Origin of the sequence: Shewanella subflava, assembly GCF_025971955.1 — a bacterium.
GTDB lineage: Bacteria > Pseudomonadota > Gammaproteobacteria > Enterobacterales > Shewanellaceae > Shewanella > Shewanella subflava.
On record NZ_JAPDMX010000026.1, the window covers coordinates 66745 to 89174 of the forward strand.

14 protein-coding genes are annotated in these 22430 nt (G+C 41.0%); all 14 read left to right on the forward strand.

Going from position 1 to position 22430, the window contains the following annotated elements; translation table 11 throughout:
- The first annotated feature begins 178 nt into the window (after positions 1–178).
- The 14 genes from OHT75_RS11490 to OHT75_RS11555 all read left to right on the forward strand — a co-directional run bounded on the left by OHT75_RS11490 (position 179) and on the right by OHT75_RS11555 (position 22408).
- Positions 179–2368: a TonB-dependent receptor gene (locus OHT75_RS11490; RefSeq protein WP_264726731.1), complete on the forward strand. Its 2190-nt coding sequence runs from the start codon at positions 179–181 to the stop codon at positions 2366–2368.
- A gap of 196 nt (positions 2369–2564) precedes the next feature.
- Positions 2565–3335 (forward strand): DeoR/GlpR family DNA-binding transcription regulator, encoded by a 771-nt coding sequence (locus OHT75_RS11495; protein ID WP_264726733.1) that lies wholly within the window; start codon positions 2565–2567, stop codon positions 3333–3335.
- A 34-nt stretch (positions 3336–3369) separates the two neighbouring features.
- Complete coding sequence (gene glmS, locus OHT75_RS11500; RefSeq protein ID WP_264726734.1) at positions 3370–5199, forward strand: glutamine--fructose-6-phosphate transaminase (isomerizing); 1830 nt, start codon at positions 3370–3372, stop codon at positions 5197–5199.
- Positions 5200–5334: 135 nt separating this feature from the next.
- A complete protein-coding gene (locus tag OHT75_RS11505) occupies positions 5335–6153 on the forward strand; it encodes a TnsA endonuclease N-terminal domain-containing protein (RefSeq protein ID WP_264726736.1) in 819 nt (272 codons plus the stop codon).
- Positions 6143–8209: an ATP synthase subunit B family protein gene (locus OHT75_RS11510; protein ID WP_264726738.1), complete on the forward strand. Its 2067-nt coding sequence runs from the start codon at positions 6143–6145 to the stop codon at positions 8207–8209. The genes OHT75_RS11505 and OHT75_RS11510 overlap by 11 nt, the downstream gene beginning before the upstream one ends.
- 14 nt (positions 8210–8223) lie before the next feature.
- Positions 8224–9813, forward strand: coding sequence for an ATP-binding protein (locus tag OHT75_RS11515; RefSeq protein ID WP_264726740.1), 1590 nt, complete (start codon positions 8224–8226; stop codon positions 9811–9813).
- Positions 9814–9825: 12 nt separating this feature from the next.
- Positions 9826–12954, forward strand: a complete 3129-nt coding sequence (locus OHT75_RS11520) for a type I restriction endonuclease subunit R (RefSeq protein WP_264726742.1) — start codon at positions 9826–9828, stop codon at positions 12952–12954.
- A 60-nt stretch (positions 12955–13014) separates the two neighbouring features.
- Positions 13015–14661 (forward strand): HsdM family class I SAM-dependent methyltransferase, encoded by a 1647-nt coding sequence (locus OHT75_RS11525; RefSeq protein ID WP_264726744.1) that lies wholly within the window; start codon positions 13015–13017, stop codon positions 14659–14661.
- The gene (locus OHT75_RS11530) at positions 14654–15835 is read left to right on the forward strand and encodes a restriction endonuclease subunit S (protein WP_264726746.1); all 1182 of its coding nucleotides are present in this window, start codon (positions 14654–14656) and stop codon (positions 15833–15835) included. The genes OHT75_RS11525 and OHT75_RS11530 overlap by 8 nt, the downstream gene beginning before the upstream one ends.
- A 20-nt stretch (positions 15836–15855) precedes the next feature.
- On the forward strand, positions 15856–17973 hold the full coding sequence (locus OHT75_RS11535) for an AAA family ATPase (protein WP_264726748.1): 2118 nt from the start codon (positions 15856–15858) through the stop codon (positions 17971–17973).
- Between the two features lie 10 nt (positions 17974–17983).
- Positions 17984–18154, forward strand: coding sequence for a hypothetical protein (locus tag OHT75_RS11540; protein ID WP_264726750.1), 171 nt, complete (start codon positions 17984–17986; stop codon positions 18152–18154).
- 42 nt (positions 18155–18196) lie between these two features.
- A complete protein-coding gene (locus OHT75_RS11545) occupies positions 18197–20914 on the forward strand; it encodes a CHAT domain-containing protein (RefSeq protein WP_264726752.1) in 2718 nt (905 codons plus the stop codon).
- Between the two features lie 49 nt (positions 20915–20963).
- A complete protein-coding gene (locus tag OHT75_RS11550) occupies positions 20964–21836 on the forward strand; it encodes a hypothetical protein (protein ID WP_264726754.1) in 873 nt (290 codons plus the stop codon).
- A complete protein-coding gene (locus OHT75_RS11555) occupies positions 21833–22408 on the forward strand; it encodes a hypothetical protein (RefSeq protein ID WP_264726756.1) in 576 nt (191 codons plus the stop codon). The genes OHT75_RS11550 and OHT75_RS11555 overlap by 4 nt, the downstream gene beginning before the upstream one ends.
- Positions 22409–22430: the final 22 nt, after the last annotated feature.

Below are 22430 nucleotides of genomic sequence, written 5' to 3' on the forward strand. Positions count from 1 at the left end.
TAGTTTTAGGTCTGCGATATACTCGACACTAAGCGATAAATATCACTATTTATCGCTTTTTTTATGCATTTAAAACATCATAAAATAGAGTAAATATACTGTAAATTAAGTTTAATGGTAATCATTCTCATTTAAGATGTCCTCACTAAATCGGTATAACATCTTAATAGAGGTATGAATGTTAACTAAACTATCGGCTGTCGCTATTGCTGTAACAACAGGATTATTATCGTATTCAGTGCACTTTACAGTGCAAGCTGAACAGTCTACGTCATTACAAGTCACACCAGATCACGCCGCAGCTAAAAACATTGAGCGAATAGAAGTCACCGGCAGGCAGTTTAATCACTATAAAGTCGGCACCGCCACAGGTGCGATGCGCGGTAATATAGACTTAATGGATACCCCTCAATCTGTTGCCATTATTCCCGACTTTGTCACCGACGAACAACTGGCTAAAAATTTATCCGAAGTATTAGTTAATGACTCAAGTGTGACAGCCGGTAGTGAAAAGTGGAATCGTCAGGTGTTTAGTTTGCGTGGTTTTGAGCTTGATTCGGGGGCCGGTTATCTCATCAATGGCCACCAGCAGTGGTCGCACTATGTGCAGCCAATAGAAACATTACAGCAAGTTGAAGTCTTAAAAGGCCCTTCAAGTATGCTGTATGGGCAATCTGGTCCTGGTGGTTTGATTAATATGGTCACCAAAAAACCAACATATGATACTGAGATTGAGCTGGGTTTTGATACCGACGAACATGGGTCTACACGCTTTCAAGCCGATGCGGGTGGCAGTATTAATGATGCACAAACCTTGCGTTACCGTGCCGTATTAGTGAAACAGGATTCACAATACTGGCGTAATTATGCTAACACCATGGGCGTAGATGAAACCCATCAAGAACGTGATCGCTGGTTAGGCTTCATCAACTTAGAATATGACATTACAGATGATTTATTGCTGTCGTTAAAATACGATCACACCCAAGATAAAACCGGTATTGATCGTGGCGGCTGGTTAAATAGTGCTGGCGAGTTAATCGGTGGCCGAGATTTAATATGGGATATGCCATGGGCATTTACAGACAACACTATCACCAATAAAGGTGGCGATTTAACCTACCATATTAACGATAATATCCAGCTTAAAACCGGTTATAACCACCAGCAATTTAATCGTCAGCGTCTAGACACTTCACCTAACTTGTGTGGCAAAGACAGTAACAAACAAAATGTGTGTTATGACGACCCATTAACCCAAGGTTACTTTATTAGCCCGTTTGACCGTTATGACGATTGGCAGCATGAAACGGCTTATATGGACTTTACTAGCCAATTCAGCACTGCAGGTATTGAGCATCAGTTGTTACTAGGTGGCAATTTATTAAAATACTACTATGGTCAGCTAAAAGATTCTGGCCCTAAAAATCAGCATGTCATGCCCGGTGTGCCAGTGGTTAACCCTGGTTTAGATTATCATCGAGACACCACAAAGTATGAATCTGATTACAAGCATTACGGCTTTTATCTACAAGATCTGATTAGCTTTAATGATTCATGGCAGGCGTTAGTGGGTACTCGCTATGATGAGCAGAAAAAAGACGGCGAGGGTAACAACAGCTACGCGATTTCACCCAAGTTTGGGCTGATTTACTCCCCAATACAAAACGCTAGTATTTACGTTAATTATTCGCAAAGTTTTAGCCCACAAGGGATGGTTAATAACGAAGATGACATTAATAATAAAATGGATCTTGAACCTGAGTACGGCACTCAATATGAGTTAGGTACAAAGTGGGAGTTATTCGATGGCAGTTTACTGTTAACTGGCGCCATATTTGATATCACGGTATCGAACGTTACAGTACAGCAAACATTAGTTACCCCAGTTAACGGTAAAACTTATATCACCACCCAGGAAGGCGAACAGCGCCATAAAGGGGCTGAAATTGGTGCACAAGGTCAAGTCGCCGACAAGTGGTTTGTTACAGGGTCAATGATGTATTTAAATGCAGAATATTCGCGCCCTGCATCAGATAGTTTAAATGGTAAAACCCCGATAGATGCCCCAGAGTTTTCAGCAAACCTTTGGACACGTTATGAAATGACCGAAAACTTTGCTCTTAACTTTGGTGCAACCTATGTGGGCGAGCGTTATGCCGACAGTCAAAATACCATCACCAAAGATGATTATATTACGGCTGATGTTGGAGCTGCTTACACTATGCCTATTATGGGCAGCGATGTGAGTTTACGTATGAACATCAGAAACCTATTCGATAAAGATTACCTTGGCGGCGGTGGTATAACCGATGTTACCGTGGGTCAGGGGCGCAATATTAATTTGGCGCTAGAAGCTCAGTTTTAATCCTTTGAATCGATAATTTACCTCGGTGAGTATCCTTTTGGGTGATGTGTCATAAAGAAAATTGCAGATTATTATCTAAAAAAGCAGCGTTTATCGCTGCTTTTTTGTTATTTATCTTTCAATAGCACTAGAAAATGTTTCATTTGCTGCTAAAATATCTTTCGTTTCGTAACTTAAGTGAAAGATAAGCGTCAATATGAATAAACGTAATACTCAACAACGTCGTCACAGCATTATTAATCTGCTAAACCAGCAAGGTGAAGTCAGTGTTGATGAGTTATCGTTACGTTTTGAAACGTCAGAAGTGACAATTCGAAAGGATCTAGCCACTTTAGAAAAAACCGGTTTATTGCTACGCCGCTATGGTGGTGCGATAGCCGTCCCCGACGAAGTCACCCAGCAATTTAGTGCTAAAATCGCACCCAATAAGTTAGCCATAGCCAAAACTGCTGCCGCACTGATTAAAGATCATAATCGCATCATCATAGACAGTGGTAGCACAACGACCGGTATCGTGCAGCAGCTTAATGGTCTACGCGGCTTAGTGGTGATGACAAATTCATTACAATTGGCTAATGCCATCCATGAGTTAGAAAACGAACCAACATTATTGATGACCGGAGGCACATGGGATCCACATTCAGAGTCTTTCCAAGGTCAGGTTGCCGAGCAAGTATTGCGTTCATATAACTTTGATCAGCTCTTTATTGGTGCCGATGGATTAGATTTAGAGCGTGGCACCACTACATTCAATGAGTTAACCGGACTGAGCAAAGTGATGGCCGAAATGTCGCGCGAAGTTATCGTCCTGCTTGAATCATCAAAAATCGGTCGTCGAATCCCAAATTTAGAACTGCCTTGGCGCGAGATTAATGTATTGGTCACCGATGACCATATCTCAGCCGAGGCATTACAAACTATTACAGACCAAGGCGTAAAAGTGTTACTTGCGCCTTACGTTGCATAAATTCAATTTAAAACCATTTAATAGGTAAATAATCATGTGTGGAATCGTTGGCGCAGTAGCGCAAAGAGATGTAGCAGAAATTTTAGTTGAGGGGTTACGCCGCTTAGAATATCGCGGTTATGACAGCGCTGGAGTTGCGGTTATCCAAAATGGCGAGCTAAGTCGCACCCGTCGTTTAGGTAAAGTGCAAGAGCTATCATCAGCACTTGATGAAGCGCCACTGGCTGGTGGCACAGGTATTGCGCATACCCGTTGGGCAACCCACGGTGAGCCAAGCGAGCGCAATGCTCATCCACATGTGTCTGAGGGTGATATTGCCGTGGTCCATAACGGCATTATCGAAAACCACAACAAGCTGCGTGAAAAACTCAAAGGCTTGGGCTATGTGTTTGCATCAGACACTGACACCGAAGTCATTTGTCATTTAGTACATCACGAACTTAAAACCGCTGATAATTTATTAACCGCAGTGCAAGCCACAGTAAAACAACTTGAAGGCGCTTATGGCACTGTAGTTATCGACCGCCGCGATAGCGAGCGTATGGTGGTGGCCCGCAGTGGTAGTCCATTGGTGATTGGTTTTGGTTTAGGCGAAAACTTTGTTGCCTCAGATCAACTGGCCTTATTACCCGTTACCCGTTCATTCGCCTTTTTAGAAGAAGGTGATGTCGCAGAAGTCACCCGTCGCGAAGTCAATATTTATGATGTTAACTGCAACCCAGTTAAGCGTGAAGTGAAAGAATCAGAAGTCACCCATGATGCGGGTGACAAAGGTGAATACCGTCACTACATGCTTAAAGAAATTTACGAGCAGCCAACTGCAATAGCACACACCTTAGAAGGCCGTATTGCTGGAGGTAAAGTATTAGATTCCGCCTTTGGTGAAAACGCTGCAGAGTTTTTAAAAGACATCAAGCACGTACAAATTATTGCCTGTGGTACCAGTTACCATGCGGGTATGGCGGCGCGCTACTGGTTAGAAGACTGGGCTGGCGTATCGTGTAACGTTGAAATTGCTTCAGAGTTCCGTTACCGCAAATCGCACTTATTCCCTAATAGCTTATTGGTGACGATTTCACAATCGGGTGAAACCGCAGACACCCTAGCGGCGCTGCGTTTAGCCAAAGACATGGGCTATAAAGCCACCTTAACTATTTGTAACTCAGCGGGCTCATCGTTGGTGCGTGAATCTGACATGGCGTACATGATGAAAGCGGGCGCTGAAATTGGCGTGGCATCAACTAAAGCCTTTACTGTGCAATTGGCTGGTTTATTAATGTTAACCACTGCAATTGGTCGTCACAACGGCATGAGCGAAGAAATGCAAGCCGCTATTACCCAGAGCTTACAATCTATGCCAGCTAAAGTTGAACAAGCTTTGGGTTTAGATGATGCTATTGCTGAACTGGCTGAAGACTTTGCCGACAAGCACCATGCATTATTCCTAGGCCGTGGCGATCAATACCCAATCGCAATGGAAGGCGCGCTAAAACTGAAAGAAATTTCATACATTCATGCAGAAGCCTATGCTTCAGGTGAGCTAAAACATGGCCCATTAGCACTGATTGATGCCGACATGCCGGTAATCGTTGTCGCACCCAACAACGAGTTACTCGAAAAGCTTAAATCAAACGTCGAAGAAGTCCGTGCCCGTGGCGGATTAATGTATGTGTTTGCTGACAAAGATGCTGAGTTTGAATCAGATGACACTATGAAAGTGATCCCAGTGCCACATTGTGATGAGTTTATGGCACCACTGATTTACACCATTCCACTGCAGTTATTGTCATATCATGTGGCATTAATTAAAGGTACCGATGTTGACCAACCACGTAACTTGGCAAAATCGGTTACTGTTGAGTAAGTAACATGATTGCTGGTGGTTGATTTGTGAGATTATATAATAGTTTGATAATTTATATAATAGTTTGATATTTTATAAAATAGTTTGATATTTTTTTGCCTCCTGCTAATATCCATTTAGACAGGAGGCTTATTTATGCGTGATTCAGAAAGACCGCTAGATCCAAGTGATGAAAAACGACTAAAAACTAGAGGTATTGGTTCTGGTCGTTCGTATGAGCCTTTTATCAAAGTTCACGAAATAAGCAGTAAAGGTGAGAGTTTTCGTATTTTAGGAAGAAACTCAACTCGCCCACACCATTTGCTTTCTCGTCTTGAACTCTCCGCTTTTCTTGTTTTTGACCGATACCAACCAACTACTGATATTAAAGAGCAGTACCCTTTACCTATCGTTGATAGCTTAAGTATTTGTGAGCGATTGGGTATAAAGCATCCTCAGATAGCAGGAAAACTTAAGGTTGTAACTACCGACCTAGTTGTTGAACTTAAAAATAAGTCTGGTATAGCGATAGCGGTAAAATATGCTGATGAGTTAGATGACCTAAGAGTGGTTGAAAAGCTTCAAATAGAAAAGGTCTTTTGGGAACAGCAAGGTTACAAATGGGAGATATTCACTGAACAAGAAATCACACCATCAATTAAAGAAAATCTTGAATGGCTACATGCAGCAAATCAAAATTTAGACGATCTTTATTCAGAATTATCCACATTAGATATTCAACTTATATTCCAACGATTAAAAGGTATTAACAAGCGTTTATCAACAACATGTGCGGCGTTAGATGATGAATACTTGTGTGAACCAGGATTTCATATAGGTCTTTTTCGTAAAGCTGTAGCTGCAAACTTAATTGATGCCCCACTAAATACAGTTTTTAGGCAATGGTCTTGCTCAGATCTTTCTCTAACTAAAAACTTTAGCTTGATAATTGGCGGACTTTTAGATGTATCTTAATCGAGTTTACCAAGACCCACATTCTGAAGTGTTAACTCAGCTTCGTGTTGTGTTCGAGCATGTCGATTTCTTGATGCTCATTGATATTAACGATATTAATGCTTGGCCATACAGTATTACCTTATCTGAGTTTGATTCATTAGGATTTAATCTAATAGATGATCCGGTTATTTTACTAACACCAGAGCCAAATTCTAAATCTCAAGAAACAAGAGATAGAGCCTATAATGCTATTTCACCATTGCTTGATAATTATTCTGAGTTATTCGATAAAAAATTACGCAATAAACACATCAAATCACTTCTTGATACTGTAGCTGAATCTAGACTTTATATTACTCGTCAATTAAGGCGTTATTGGCAACGAGGCATGACACCAGATGCTTTATCACCTGATTATATAAATTGTGGTGCACCTGGCGAAGCACGAAGAAACCTAAAAAATAAGGTAGGTAAAAAGCGAACCATTGCATCTGGTGATGGGTTGATTATCACTGAAGAAATAGCTGGTTTTTTTCGGTTAGCGATAGAAGGTTTTTACCTTCTCAGAGATGATGTTGATTTAACTAAAGCCAGAACAAAAGCAATAGGTTATATCAAGTCAAAATACCCTAAAATACATAAAAGTGATTTACCTACAGATATGCAATTTAGGTATTTCTTTGAGAAAAATTACAGTAAGAAAGATGTTATCAAGGCGAGAACCCCAAGTATTATATACGATAAAGATATCGCTCCTCTAAAGAGTACTGCTGCAACCAATAACTTTGGCCCTGGCGCCCGATATGAAATTGACGCCACTATCTCAGATGTTTACTTAATTTCGGAACTAGATCCAGATCGTATCATCGGTCGGCCAATTATTTATAAAGTTAAAGACGTATTTAGCCGTATGACAGTTGGGTTGTATGTTGGTCTAGAAAATCCATCCTGGGCAACAGCATCAATAGCATTAGCTAATGCTTTTTGTGACAAGGTTGAATACTGCCGACGTTATGGAATTGATATTTCTTATGCTGATTGGCCAAGTATAGGTACGCCAGCAACAATAACAGCCGATAGAGGCGAGTTACTTTTCAGGCATGGTGATATCCTAGTTAATCGATTTGGAATCACACTTTCTAACACTCGCGCTTATCACGGTAATGATAAAGGTATTGTAGAGCAGTCATTTCACACAACGCATACCGATATTTTACCCTATGTTGATGGGAAGGTTGAGCCTGTCAATGGCAAAAAGAAAGCGGGTAAGCGTAATGAGCTATCTGCAAATTTAACATTATCCGATTTTACAAAAATGGTTATCGTTTCTGAGATAAACCGTAATACAACTATGCCTCTTAAGCGTTATGATTTTGAATCTGATATGCCAACTGATCTTCCGCCAATTCCCGTTCGATTATGGCAATGGGGAATAGCTAACCGAACAGGTATTTTACGGAAAATCGATGAAAAGTTAACGGCTATTAATCTCTATCCTCATGATAAAGCGACTGTTTCAACGTTAGGGATTAGCTTTAAAGGGTTGCATTACACCTGCTCAGAAGCGGTAAGTTTAGGCTGGTTTCATAAAAATAAGGCAAACCCGAGACCCTCTAGCATTGAAATCGCTTATAACCCATTAAATACCAATATTATTTATGTAAGACCTGATAATCAGTTCGATAGTGTATGGATATGCTCATTGCAATCTCGCAGTCGTCGTTATCAAGATATGAGTTTCACCGAAGCGGTCAGCATTCAACATGAATCAAAAGAGACAATCGCTTCAGCTAAGCAAGATGCAGATTATAAAGCACCAGATGTGCAGGCGGAGCTTGAAAAAATTGTTAAACATGCAACTGAAAGGCAAAAAAACACAGTGTTATCCAACAAGTCTCGCAGGCTCGAGGGGATTAAAGATAATCGTAATAACGAGAAACAATTAGAACGTCAGAAAAAACGTGATTTGGAAATAAAACAGCCTAAAGATGGCCATAAAGCGACTGTTACACCAATTCATTCAGGAGAGGTACTAGGCAAGGGATATGACTATCCTGATTTGGACGACTTCTAAGGGGCGTATGTAATATGGATATGTTTAAAACTGCGACTTATATCGATGCTGAGATTGCCGAATATGAAGGTCACCCTTTAATTAATGCTTTACCGCGAATTAACTCACCTCAACAAACTGCAGAGTTAATCCGCCGTACACCAGTGGTTCGCCAAGAAGAGGTCATGTTACCCGCTTATATTAGACGGCATGCAATGCTTCGTATTATGGATGGTTTTTTGTACCCGACTAAAGCGCACTTACAGCTTGAACAAACCATTTCATCAATGATTAGGCAAGGATATTTAAGTCGAAATATTGCAAATAAAAGCTACCAGGAAACGCTCAATAGTACTGCTGAATTTACACAGCATGTCAGTCGCAATGCTGGCAATGAGGCTCTTGTTAGCTCCGTTATTGGCTGCTCTGGAGCCGGAAAGTCTACTGCGGTAGAGGCCGTTTTAGCGGGCTATAAAGACCAAGTTATTATGCACCCAATCTATCAGCATGTGCAGTTAGTATGGTTAAAGGTTGAATGTCCTCATGATGCTTCTGTAAAAAGTCTTTGTATTAACTTTTTTAGAGCGTTAGATCTCGCATTAGACAACAATAACCAATATGAAAAACAGTATGTAAAACCCAGATCAAACGCCGAAATGTTACTTGGAGACTTTGCCCGAATAGCAGCATTACATTCTATCGGTTTATTAGTGATTGATGAAATTCAGCATCTTGAACGCTCAAATTCTGGTGTATCAGAAAGAATACTTCGATTTTTTGTACAGCTTACTAATACCATTAAACTGCCTATTTTGTTTGTCGGTACACCAAAAGCTTACGAATTGTTTTCTCCAAGTATGCGCTCAGCCAGACGTGCATCACAATTTGGCAGTATAAACTGGAATCGATTTAATACAGCAGATAAAACAGGTAAAGGCTCTGACTGGGAAAGGTTTTTTGAAAGACTTTGGTCATTACAATGGTTCAAGTCACCGCAGCCACTTACAGATGAAATCAGAAATCTATTTTGGGACTACTCTCAAGGTATTGCTCATGTCGCTGTAACGCTGTTCTATCTGAGTCAGACAAGAGCGGTGACTATTGGTAAGGAGATTATCACTAAAGAATTGGTTGATAGTGTTTTTAATGATGAACTTCATATGATCCGGCCAATGATCCGCGCCTTACAAAGTGGAGTTGAAAAAGAAATAGAAAAGTATAGCGATTTAGAAATTCCAAAGGCTGCTCTAATCCAACATGACACTGTATTTGAGGTTCATGAGGAGAGTTCAAACGCTAAAATCACTAAAAGTGAAACCCTTACAACATTGAAACAATTAACAAATATGTTAATACAAATGGGCATTGGCGAGGATATTGCTCCCGCAGTAGCTGAACAGGCTGTTTCAGAGTTACCTAATGGCAACTTATTTGACCTTGTAGCACACATTAAAAATTTAGAAGAAAAAGCACTTCCTAAGCCAGAAAAGAAAAAGGCTAAAGTTGTTAAATTAACACCCGCTTATGTTGAAAATGACTTAAGACTCATGGTTCACAGTAACGGTGGAACTTACAAGACAATGAAAAATGAAGGGGTTATACTGCGACTCTCAGATTACATATAGACATGGAATGTTATGGCCTTTAATACTAATAAATTTAATGAAGATAGCCGAGTAAAAATCCCTGCAATTCTTCATTTAATGCGTCTAGGTTATAAGTACCTGTCACTTAAAGGGCAAAGCTGGGATCTCGACACCAATATCTTCCCTGACGTATTCAAAACCGCTATCGGCAAAATTAACCCTGGTATTGAAGATGCTGAAGCCGGTCGTTTGCTGGAAGATGTCAAACTACTGCTGGATAACGAAGACTTAGGCAAAGCCTTTTTTGAGCGCCTATCTGAGCGTTCAAATACCAAGCTGATCGACTTTGAAAACTTCAATAACAACAGCTTCCATGTTGTTACCGAGCTAACTTGCCAAAACGGCGATGAAGAATTCAGGCCAGACATCACGCTGCTTATCAATGGCATGCCGTTAGTGTTTATCGAGGTGAAGAAGCCAAATAATCGCGAAGGTATCTTGGCCGAGCGCGACCGCATCAACAAACGCTTTCAAAACCCTAAGTTCAAGCGTTTTGCCAATATTACCCAGTTTATGATTTTCTCCAATAACATGGAGTACGACGACGGCGACCCAGAACCCGTGCAAGGCGCTTTCTACGCCAGTAGTTCTTACCACAAGCCGGTATTTAACTATTTCCGCGAAGAAGAAATCTTAAACTTAACCGCCTTGCTGAAGCCAGTATCGGATGATGACGAGCTAAAAGTCTTAAAAGACAACAATCTGGAAGTGATCCGCAGTAACCCAGAGTTCCAGACCAACAAGCAACCAGAGCGCCCAACCAACCGCATTTGTACCTCTTTACTCAGCCGTGAGCGCTTAGCCTTTATTTTGCGTTACGCCTTGGCGTATGTGTCCGAGTCAGACGGACTACAAAAACACATCATGCGTTACCCGCAGTTGTTTGCTACCAAAGCTATTGAGCAAAAGCTCAGCGAAGGTGTTAAAAAAGGTATTATTTGGCACACCCAAGGCAGTGGAAAAACCGCCCTAACGTTTTACAACGTACGCTTTTTAACCGACTACTTCCAAAAGCAGCAAGTCATCCCTAAGTTTTACTTTATTGTTGACCGCCTAGACCTACTGCAACAAGCGCAACGCGAATTTACCGCCCGTGGTTTAACCGTGCACACCATCAACTCACGGGATGCCTTTACCCGTGACATTAAAGCCACGCAGGTGATCCATAACCATTCTGGCAAGCCAGAAATTACCGTGGTAAACATTCAAAAATTTCAAGACGACCCAGATGTAGTCAGCACCAAAGACTACAACGTCACGATACAACGCGTGTACTTTTTAGACGAAGTACACCGCAGCTATAATCCCAAGGGCAGTTTTTTGGCCAACTTGAGTCAGTCAGACAGCAACGCCATAAAAATAGGCTTAACCGGTACGCCGCTATTGGGGGATGACTACAACTCACGCGCCTTGTTTGGTGATTACATTCACAAGTACTACTACAACGCGTCCATTGCCGACGGCTACACCTTGCGGCTCATTCGTGAGGAGATCAGCACACAATACAAAATTGAACTGCAAAAAGCCCTCGAAGAAGCCGAAGTGAAAATGGGCGATGTGGATCGCAAGCTGATTTACGCCCACCCAAGCTTTGTTGAGCCCATGCTGACTTACATCGTAAACGACTTTGAAAAAAGCCGTAGCGCATTAAACGATACCAGTATTGGCGGCATGGTTATTTGCGACAGCTCAGACCAAGCCAAGCAGATGTTTGAAATTTTCAATGGCGTTTATGCGGATACACCTATTCTGCCGCAAACATCCAATTCAAATAGCCGAGTACACGAAGTCACTGAACCTGCGCCAACCGCCTATGCCGAATCTGTTAAACAAGCACAAAAGGTAAAAAACGCCGCGCTAATCCTGCACGACATCGGCACCAAAGAAGAACGCAAAAACTGGGTAGATGACTTCAAAGCAGGCAAAATCGACTTTTTGTTTGTGTATAACATGCTACTCACTGGTTTTGACGCCAAACGCCTAAAAAAGCTTTACCTTGGTCGGGTGATCCGCAAGCACAATTTGCTGCAAGCGCTCACACGAGTGAATCGTACTTACAAAGATTTCCGCTACGGTTATGTGGTCGATTTTGCCGACATTCGTAAAGAGTTCGATGCCACCAACAAAGCCTATTTTGACGAATTACAGTCAGAACTGGGCGACGAAATGGAGCACTATTCACACCTGTTTAAATCTCAGGAAGAAATCAAGCAAGAAATCGAGCATATCAAAGACGTACTGTTCCGTTTTGATACCGACAACATGGAAGAGTTCTGCAACCAGATCAGCCAAATACAAGACCGCGATACCATACTAGCACTCAAAAAAGCCTTAGGTGATGCCCGCAGTCTGTATAATCTCATCCGCTTGCAAGGTGATTATGAGAGTCTGGGAGAGTTAGATTTTGCCAAACTTAATGTCCTGTACCGTGAAACCAGTAACCATTTGGACTTACTGAATCTTAAAAACGATTTAGAAAGCGGCCAAGACACCACTAATCTACTTAACCGCGCCTTGGAAGACGTGATCTTTAAGTTTGTAAAAATCGGCGAAGAAGAGTTGGTTCTGGCCGACAAGCTAAAAAACACCCTGCGCCAAACCCGCGAAGCACTGGCCAGCAATTTTGACCAGCAAGACCCACAGTTCATAAGCTTAAAAGAAGAGCTAGAGCGGCTGTTTAAGAAGAAAAACTTAAGCGAAGTTACCCAAGATGAAATGAATGCTAACATCGATGCCCTGAATAAAATTCACGACCGAGTAAAAGAACTAAACCGCGAAAACAACCAATTAAGGCAAAAATACCTAGGTGATGCCAAATACACCCGTATTCACAAACGCTTGCAAGAGCGCCAGCAAAGTCAAAGCGACATCAGCGAGTCAGAGCGTAAAATTTTCGAAGCATTGGCAGGCGTAAAGCAAGATGCCGACGAACAAGTGCTCAACAACAGCCAAGTGCTCGATAACGAAAGTTACTTCGAACGGCAAATGATGCCACTGGTAATAGCGCGCTTTATGAAAGAACAAAACATCAAACTCAACGCCGACGCCTCACGTTACATTAATCACCTCGTCGTCGCGGAATATTTAAAAGAATTTAATACCGGCAGCCAAGCTTGGTAACGCTGCTTAGTTGCCACTAATAAATAGCGCCGGTTAAACCCATTAGGAAATAAAAACAACATGGTTGAATTAGAGTTTCAGCAAAAAACCAAAACCCTCATTGATAGCTTAAAAAGCATCTGTGCCAACTACGGTTTAGGTAACGACGGTAACGAATTTAAAATCATTACCCAAATCTTCTTGTACAAGTTTTTAAATGACAAGTTTGCCTTTGAAGCGAAAAAGCTCGACGACAACATCGCCAACGCCGACAAATGGGAAGAAGCACTGGTTGCTATGAGCGAAGATGACCTCGACATGCTGCAACTGCAAATGGGCGGCGATACCGCACGGCTAAAACCCCAGCACTTTATCAGCTACCTGTTTAGCCAACAAAACGCGCCCGACTTTGCCAAACTGTTTGACGATACCTTAATCGACATTGCCATCACCAATAACGATGTATTCGCGGTTAAAACCGATGGTGGCGCAAAAGTGGTGCTGTTCGACCGCATCAGCCAATACATTGCTGACGATTCAAAACGCGATGCATTCTGCCGTGCCATTATCAATAAACTGGTGGAGTTCAGCTTTGAGCGAATTTTTACGCAAAAATTCGACTTCTACGCCACCATCTTTGAATACCTGATTAAAGACTACAACAGCAACTCCGGCGGTAAATACGCCGAGTATTTTACCCCCCATGCGGTGGCGCGCATTATGGCCGAAATCCTCGTACCACAAGCTGAGCGTGGTAAGGTGCGCAATGTGAGTTGTTATGATCCATCTGCGGGTTCGGGCACGTTGTTAATGAACGTGGCGCACGCCATTGGAGAAAACCGCTGTAGTATTTACACCCAGGATATTTCACAAAAATCATCCAACTTACTGCGGTTAAACCTGATCTTAAATAACTTGGTGCACTCAATCCCGAATGTAATCCAAGGTAATACCGTGCTTCATCCATATCATGTAGAGAGCACTAAAGACGGCAAAGAGCTAAAACGCTTTGACTATATCGTCTCCAACCCACCGTTTAAGCTCGATTTCAGCGACTTTAGAGATGAGCTAGACAGTAAAGAAAACAAAGAACGCTTTTTTGCCGGTATTCCAAAGATTAAAGCCAAAGCCAAGGACAAGATGGAGATTTACCAATTGTTCTTGCAGCACATCATTGCCTCACTTAAGCCAGGTGGAAAGGCTGCTGTAGTATTACCCACAGGTTTTATCACCGCACAATCGGGCATTGATAAGGGCATTCGGGAGCATTTGGTGAAAAACAAAATGCTGGCGGGTGTGGTTTCCATGCCTTCCAACATCTTCGCCACCACCGGCACTAACGTATCCATCCTGTTTATCGACGCCAGCAACGATGGCGATGTGGTACTGGTGGATGCCTCAAACTTGGGCGAAAAGGTCAAAGACGGTAAAACCCAAAAAACCGTGCTAACGGCAGGCGAAGAACAACAAATTATTGATGTGTTTAATGCCAAAGAAACCATCGAAGATCTATCGGTAGCGGTGAGTTATGACGAGATCGAAGCTAAAAACTACAGCTTGAGTGCGGGCCAGTACTTTGATGTCAAAATAGAATATATGGATATTACCCCAGAACAGTTTTCTGAAAAGATGCAGGACTTTACTAGTAAACTAGATAACCTATTTAGTCAGTCGCGTGAGTTGGAAGCTGAGATTAAAAAGCAGTTGGCGGGGTTGAAGTATGAGTAACTGGGAGGCAAAGACCTTAGGTCAGTTTCTTGCACTTCAGCGAGGCTATGACCTCACCGCAGACCAAAGAACCGATGGCAACATTCCCGTAATGGGGGCTGGAGGTAAAAACGGCACTCATGGTACTTCAAAAGCAAGTGGCCCTGGCGTCGTTATCGGTCGAAGTGGTAGTTCTTTTGGACAAGTATATTTGTCAGAGCTGGACTTTTGGCCGCATAACACTTCCATGTACGTTACTGATTACAAAGGAAACGATAAGTACTTTACCTATTATCTGCTGAAAAACCTTGATTTCAATCGACTCAACTCTGGTAGTGCACAGCCATCACTAAACAGAAATTATATTTATCCTGTGAAGGTTAAAGTCCCTAAGTCGGATGAGCAAAAGAAGATCTCTAACGTTTTACGATCACTTGATAAAAAAATCGAACTCAATAACCGCATCAACGCTGAGCTGGAAGCCATGGCCAAAACCCTGTACGACTTCTGGTTTGTACAGTTCGACTTCCCCGATGACTCACCACAAGGTCAGGGCAAACCCTACAAAACCTCCGGCGGCAAAATGGTCTACAACCCAATCCTAAAGCGGGAAATACCGGAGGGGTGGGAGGTTGCGCCTTTATCTTCAATTACTAGAGTAAGCAACGAGTCTATTAATCCCGCAGACTACCCCGAAAAACTATTTAAGCATTTCAGTATCCCCGTATTTGATGCAACAAATACTTTCGGTGTTGAGCGGGGAAATACTATTGGAAGTAACAAATTCACTGTTGAAGATACCGACTTGCTCGTATCAAAACTAAACCCTTGGTTTAACAGGGTTGTGTATGCAATGGCAGAGCCTGAACAGATTTGCTCAACTGAATTTGTTGTTTGGCGTTGTCCGAATGCCTCTATCAAAAACTTTATGTATATGATCGCAACATCCCCGCAATTTATTGCGCATTGCACTCAATCGGCGACAGGTACATCAAATAGCCATAAGCGTGTAAATCCAAACGTGATGATGCGATTTGATCAACCATTTAACTTGAAAGTCGCTGAAAAACTCGGACAACATTTAGAACCAATATTAAAGCAACTGATTGTAAATCAGCGAGAAAATACAAAGCTAGCTTCGCTCCGCGACTGGCTACTCCCTATGCTAATGAACGGTCAAGTCACTGTGAAATAATTTAATTTAAGGATGGCGATATGGACATTGAAATTAAAAACTGTAACAACATCACGATGGCCAAAGTGGCTATCGTGCCGAGTAAGTTGAATATTAAGTTTGCCCCGAATGGAACCGGTAAAAGCACGATTTCTAAGGCCATCCAATATGCTGTAACAGGTGATGAAAAAGCGCTTTCTGAACTTTTACCGTTTAAATTTCGCAACGAAAATTTGAATAACACTAAACCTGAAGTGCTTGGCATTGAAAATATCAAAAGTGTTCTCTGTTTTAACGAAGAGTACGTGAATAAGTTTACTTTTAAGCCTGAAGAGCTAGTTAGCAATAGTTTTGATATTTTTATACGTACAGATGCTTATCAAGAAAAAGAGCGAGATATAGAAACATTTACTAGTTTAGTTAAGCAACAATTTGCGAACAACTCAGAACTGGAAGCGCTTATATCAAATTTAAATGAACTGTCACGGGCATTTAAAGTTACAGCTAGTGGTGGTTTGGCCAAAACATCGACCGGTGCGAAGGCGCTCTCTAGTTCAAATAAAATTGACCATATTCCTGAAGGGTTACAGCCTTATCAACCCTTTATTCAAAGTTCAAATTGTGTAAACTGGATTGATTGGCAAGCGAAAGGGCACAAGGAATTTTCTGATTTATCAGATTCTTGTCCGTTTTGTACAAGTGATTCGACAAGTAAGAAAGAGCAAATAGCAAATGTAAGTAAAGAATACGATAGAAATTTAATTAAAAATCTTGTGAGTGTTATTGATGTTATCAACAAACTTGGTGAATATTTTTCAGGTGTCTCAAAGGACAAGCTAGATGTCATCAAATCGTTAAAAAATGGCCTCGAAAAAGAGCACGAAACCTTCATAGTAACGGTGAAATCACAGATCGACGATTTGGTGGCAAAACTAGAAAAGCTCAAAGGTTTAACGGGGTTTGATTTTTATGAAGGTGAAAATGTCGGGCAAAAATTGCTAGACTACAAAATAGATCTTCAGTTTTTTGATACCTTAAATTCGATTAAAACCAACGAAACAATAGCCGTTATTAACCAGTCAATTGATGATCTGATAAAACAGGCTGGCCCGTTACAAGGCAAAATTAATCAACAGCGAACAGAGATACAACGACTTATTAAAAAGCATCAAACGAATATTAATGCTTTTCTTACTTTTGCAGGGTATCGCTATCAAGTTGCAATTGTTGGTGAAGGTGAACAGGCGCAGTTAAAATTACGACATATCGATAATTCAACTCATCTTAGCGGTGGAAGTCAGCATTTAAGTTTTGGTGAACGCAATGCCTTCTCAATAGTGCTTTTCATGTATGAATGCCTGGCTAAAAAGCCTGATTTAGTAATACTTGATGACCCGATATCGTCTTTTGATAAAAATAAAAAATATGCAATTTTAGAGATGTTGTTTCGCCGAGATGCTAGCGATTGTTTAAAAAGCAAGACAGTCTTGATGCTTACCCATGATGTTGAGCCTATCATTGATACTCTAAGGTCGGTACGTGGGCAGTTTAGCAACCAAGTTTTTGCGTCGTATTTACGCTTGCGAAGCGGAGAAATTACCGAGCAATCCATTTCTAGTGATGATATTAAAACCTTTATCCAGATCTGTGAAAATTTATTTTCATCTACGCAAGACCCAATTATCAAGCTGATATATCTACGCCGAAGATATGAAGTTTTAGGCGATCTTGAGAGTGGATACCAAATTCTATCAAATTTGTTTAAAAAACGATCTATTCCAGAAGATTTTCGAATCCCTAGAAATGAAGAAGGACTAAATACGCCGTTATCAACTATTGATTTAAGTGCTGGTATTAATGATATACAACGCTTTATTTCTGAGCTTCCAGTTGACTATCCATCCTTAGTTGCTCTGTTCAGTAATAACGAGAAAATAAATGAGCTGTACCTGCAAAGTAATAATGGCTATGAGAAATTGCAACTGATCAGAATCTTGTTAGATATTGACATGGTTGAGAATTCAGTGATTAGAAAATTCATCAACGAAACTTACCATATTGAAAATGAGTTTATATTTCAGCTTGACCCAACACGCTTCGACCTTATTCCCGAGTACGTGGTGTATGAATGTGACAAAATTTTAGAAGAATTCAGCTAGGGGAGCTCGAATGGCTAAAGACCTAACCGCATCATCACATGACCGCCAGAATATCCTTAATAACCGCTACGCCCTGCAACAAGCCGAGCAGCACTTAGGTTTGGGCGGTGTGACCTTTGAAGGTGAGACAGTATTCACCAAGGCTCAGGTGGTTACCTGTACGTGGTCGCAGACGCAATGATAGAGCGTTACCTTATATCACCGGGAGAAGGTAAACTTTTAAATGGATGTTAAAGAACAAATGGATTTTGCCTATTATGCTAGGTTACAAGAAGATGTTATCAGTCAAAAAGTAAAACCTATTTATCACCAACATATTCGAGAGGGGATAAGGCTAACTGATGCGGTTGATGACAAGGAATCATTAAAAAAAGCATTACGGAGTTTTGAAAAAGCCTTAGCGTTGGCGTCTAAAAATGACTATACCAAAGCTTCTGCTTGCCATGAGTTAGGAGTGTTTTATTTTACTCATTTTGCGCACTTACCTGGTGCGCCTCATTCAAACTTGAATAAAGCGGTTTCATTCTTTTCTCGCGCAATTGAAAGCAAGCCGCGACAACAATTTCCTGATAAACATGCATCAAGTTTATCCCAGTTAGGTGCAACATATAGAAGAGCTGCCAATGAGCATTTATTTTCTTTAAGCAAGCAGGATTGCCTAATAAAGTCACAACAGTTACATGAGTCTGCTATTAGGATATTAGAGGGGAATATTCCAATATTTATTCGGTTAAATCAGCTCTCTATCGCCTATTTTAATTTAGCTGCAACTCTACTCGATGCCGGAAAAGTTGCTGAAGCTTGTGATGCTCAAGCTAAGGCTTTCCATTGCTTCATGGGGGCTATTGAGTGGGCTCAAGCAAATGTACCTCATCTAGGTTTACAGGGCTCAATGTCCTTGAAGCCAGATCAAATATTACCTGTTACTTTTACCCGCTTGAGTCATTTTTCTAACAATGAGGAACACAAACAACTTTGTCATTTTATTGGAGAAATTGCACCAAAGTTTGGCCTTGATCCTTTAGATTTTATGAGGGTGAATCCATTCGCTGATGTATCAAACCCTATTGTTGAAATTAAACAACTTGTAAATGAAGCTGAGAGAAACAGCAATGCTGCAAATATTGATAAACTATCAAATAAACTGCATTCATTGATGATGAGTCGGCAGTCTACTGAGACGGACCAAGAGTCCGATAGAGTTGGCGTATTGATCCAGCAGGCAAGTTCAGGCTTAGCCCGTATATTAGCAAAAAATGAAGACTTTTTACGTGCATTTATCACGCTTGAAAATACCAGTGGAATGCGATTTTGCGAAAGCGCCAGTTCGTGCTGGCTCCACCCTAAAAATCCTGTCGCGCAAGTGTTGTTGGATGCTTTGAGAAAACTGGGTAGTACGTACTATGGCTTGAATGAACTTGCGCTTATGGTTGGTGTCGTGGACAAGGATAAATTACATCAATCTCTTGCTGAGAGTGCTAATTTACTAAAATCACAAGGCACCCAAAAACTGACTAATATTAATGAGCATGTATTCGATGATAATCGATATGCAAGCATTGTCGATATGGCGAGCCGAGCCAGAGACCCAATCAGCTATTTACACGAACAAGCAAGCTTGTGTTTAAATGATTTCTTAACCTTAGGTGATTATACAGACAAGTTAGACCCTGATTATTTCAAAGCAAGGCAGCGAACTTATCAAATTACCTTTGATGATTTAACCGAGGCTTTAAATGCTCATCCTGAGCAAGTAATCGTTAAGATAGATATTGAAGATCACTATGATGATGCTCTGATTATCGTTGTTTATCTGCAAAATAACGAAATAATTGCTAATGGTTATTCTTTCAACTTACCCAAAAATCTAATTAATAATGTTGCTGCATTTGTTGCCAATAACAAAGAAATTAGTACAAATTGGGATTTAGACTTTATTGATTGGAAAAAGATACTTCCGAATCACTTAAGTAAAATTTCGCTGCTACCTTCATTTTTTGCTTCACATATACCTTGGATAGCAACAGGTAAAGCAGGAGAAAAGCTATATCAATTAGTTAGCGAGATAAATTGGCTACCTTCACTGATGTATTTATATCAACAAGTAAAATACTCAGATGCGAAAAGCCTGCGTACTAGCCTGTGTGGTGGTGATACTTTATTTGAACAACTCGCGGCTCAAGCTCATTCAGAAAATATTGTTACTCAATCTATGGATGAAGTTGTTAATCAGCTAACCCAGTCTAGTGTTTTTAGTTTCTATGGGCATTGCGAACATAAACATCCAGACAGACCTTCGTTATTATTTAAAGATTATGTTATTCGAGATGTTGAGATGCGTCTAGGTGTAAGAGGGGCTGAGCGTATAGAGTTGTGGGCGTGCCAAAGCGGTTCAAACATTCCTCTACACTTTTTACCTAGCCAGGTTAATGAAGCCTTCGGTATGGACATGAGGATGCTAGAGTATGGTGCTAAAACTGCAATAGGCTCTTTATGGGCGGTTCCCGAGTTAGTGACGGCCCATATAAAGGCAGAATACGATAAGCTTGTTTCAAGCGGCTTAGGGGCATCTGAAGCACTGCTTAGTGCTCAACGTTGGTGGGTTGAAAGTGGTGCCGATGACGAGTTAAATAAAATCACAACTATTGGTGAAAAAGAGTACCTAAAAACGCTTGGTTGCCATTATGAAAAAAAACAAGCATTGAAAGCGCTTATGGGACCAGTGCTTGCTAGTAGTGCTAATAAGTCCAATTTTGATATAAGCGTTTTGGAGGACTCATTTAAGCATCCTTCAGCCTGGTCAGGCATGCGTTTTTGTGGTTTAAGCGAGCAGCAAAATGTTTTTATCCCTAGAGTAGAGCTGTCTGCGGCTAAAAAGCAGGAAATGAGAGATTTAATTTTAAAAATGAATTTACAAGCAGGCTTTGCAAAGCATGCGTGATAGCGACTTACCCATTACCGATTGGTCCCATGTAGGACGTCAAAAATATGTGGATAAAAATCGACAAGTTATAGAGTTAGTTATTGAGCATGCGCTAGAAAACTTTGATGAGAAAGCCATCTCTTTGGCATTTCAGAGTCAAGCTAGCGCGGTCTCCAAGATTATAAACTTATTTCTGTTAAGCCATTTTAGTGGTGAACGATTGAATAGCGGTATCGCCAAAGATATAAACCTGTTCAGTCAGTTGGCATTCTGGATCCGATTCAAATCTGCTGGGAGTATCCATGTTGGATATGCGCCTTATAAGCAGGCTTTGGTTGAAAGCGTGCACGAACAGTCGGGATCTAAACAGGTCGATATCGATTTCCATGTGCAAAAGTTGGCAAGAAATCTGAGTGAACTCAATCAACACGTTGCCCCTGATTTGATTGGTTATTGGCTACAAGCTAATAAAAAACTTTTAAATGAATTAGCTGTATCTGATGATTTATCGTGGGACATCGAAATAGAAAACGAGGTGTCAGCCCCTCAAATAACCCGCTATAAGGTAGATGCCTCCTTTCGGTACTTGTATCAGTTCCTCAATATTAAAGAACACATAAATTCTGTGGAACTCTATGAAAATAAATACTTTGTCAAAGGCCTTAATCGTCCCCAGTATGTCGCAGAACAGTCAGAGACCCATCAAACTAAGCATCAAGTCAGGCAGAAAATTAAGCAAATAATCAATCGATTTCATTCAATCCACACTCAGACAGGTGATAATGATTTTCTAACTCGAGCATTGTTTAAGGCCATTGCCAAAAAAGCAGTGCTTGATGTGTATGAGATAAATAAGAATGAGCGAAACTATTCAGATTATGCTCACAAGCTGAAGCAACTAAAAAATAAGCCATCAACAATATTGGAGCAAGTATCATGACATTGGATAAGTTATCACTCGATGAAATGGTCCAAGGTGTAGAAAGTGCTGATGAAAACTGGGTTAAGTTGTTACAACATCCAGATGCTGAAAGGGTTTGGGCTGATGCAGTTAAGCGGCGGGAGAGTTTGAATGCGTTTTGCAGTCTAGCGGCAAGATGGCCTGCGGTAGTTCATCAATATAAAAAATTAAAATCTTTTACTAAAAAAAGTACCAACGCCCCACAAGTTAGTCTTTTTAGTCCTAGCTACCAACCATTTAGTGCTGCTTTGAGTGGCATACCTGATGAAGAGCAAGCCTTTTCCATAGAGGTCATATGGGGAGAGCACCAAATAGTATCGCTAGAGAAAGATATTCTGATTCAGTTCAATGGGGGCAGAGATATTAATGTTTATTACTCTTTTTCTGATGGCGATGGTGTCATTGGTATTGATGACTCATGGGACTTTAAGCTTGAAGAAGGTGCTGTATTACTTACTTTTGTTGAAGGTGAGCGTTTAAGCAATGATTTTGAGTCGATGTTAGACAATGCAGAATCAGTTGGGAGTGTTGTACTGCTACCGTCAAAATAAAAAGCGAAAAAAAATTAATTAA

Bases quoted from the DNA above. Each gene is read 5' to 3' on its own strand.
- OHT75_RS11545 (WP_264726752.1), top strand. From the start codon at position 18,197: ATGGATGTTAAAGAACAAATGGATTTTGCCTATTATGCTAGGTTACAA.
- OHT75_RS11505 (WP_264726736.1), top strand. From the start codon at position 5,335: ATGCGTGATTCAGAAAGACCGCTAGATCCAAGTGATGAAAAACGACTA.
- OHT75_RS11515 (WP_264726740.1), top strand. From the start codon at position 8,224: ATGGATATGTTTAAAACTGCGACTTATATCGATGCTGAGATTGCCGAA.
- OHT75_RS11495 (WP_264726733.1), top strand. From the start codon at position 2,565: ATGAATAAACGTAATACTCAACAACGTCGTCACAGCATTATTAATCTG.
- OHT75_RS11490 (WP_264726731.1), top strand. From the start codon at position 179: ATGTTAACTAAACTATCGGCTGTCGCTATTGCTGTAACAACAGGATTA.
- OHT75_RS11540 (WP_264726750.1), top strand. From the start codon at position 17,984: ATGGCTAAAGACCTAACCGCATCATCACATGACCGCCAGAATATCCTT.
- OHT75_RS11510 (WP_264726738.1), top strand. From the start codon at position 6,143: ATGTATCTTAATCGAGTTTACCAAGACCCACATTCTGAAGTGTTAACT.
- OHT75_RS11530 (WP_264726746.1), top strand. From the start codon at position 14,654: ATGAGTAACTGGGAGGCAAAGACCTTAGGTCAGTTTCTTGCACTTCAG.
- glmS (WP_264726734.1), top strand. From the start codon at position 3,370: ATGTGTGGAATCGTTGGCGCAGTAGCGCAAAGAGATGTAGCAGAAATT.
- OHT75_RS11555 (WP_264726756.1), top strand. From the start codon at position 21,833: ATGACATTGGATAAGTTATCACTCGATGAAATGGTCCAAGGTGTAGAA.
- OHT75_RS11520 (WP_264726742.1), top strand. From the start codon at position 9,826: ATGGCCTTTAATACTAATAAATTTAATGAAGATAGCCGAGTAAAAATC.
- OHT75_RS11535 (WP_264726748.1), top strand. From the start codon at position 15,856: ATGGACATTGAAATTAAAAACTGTAACAACATCACGATGGCCAAAGTG.
- OHT75_RS11525 (WP_264726744.1), top strand. From the start codon at position 13,015: ATGGTTGAATTAGAGTTTCAGCAAAAAACCAAAACCCTCATTGATAGC.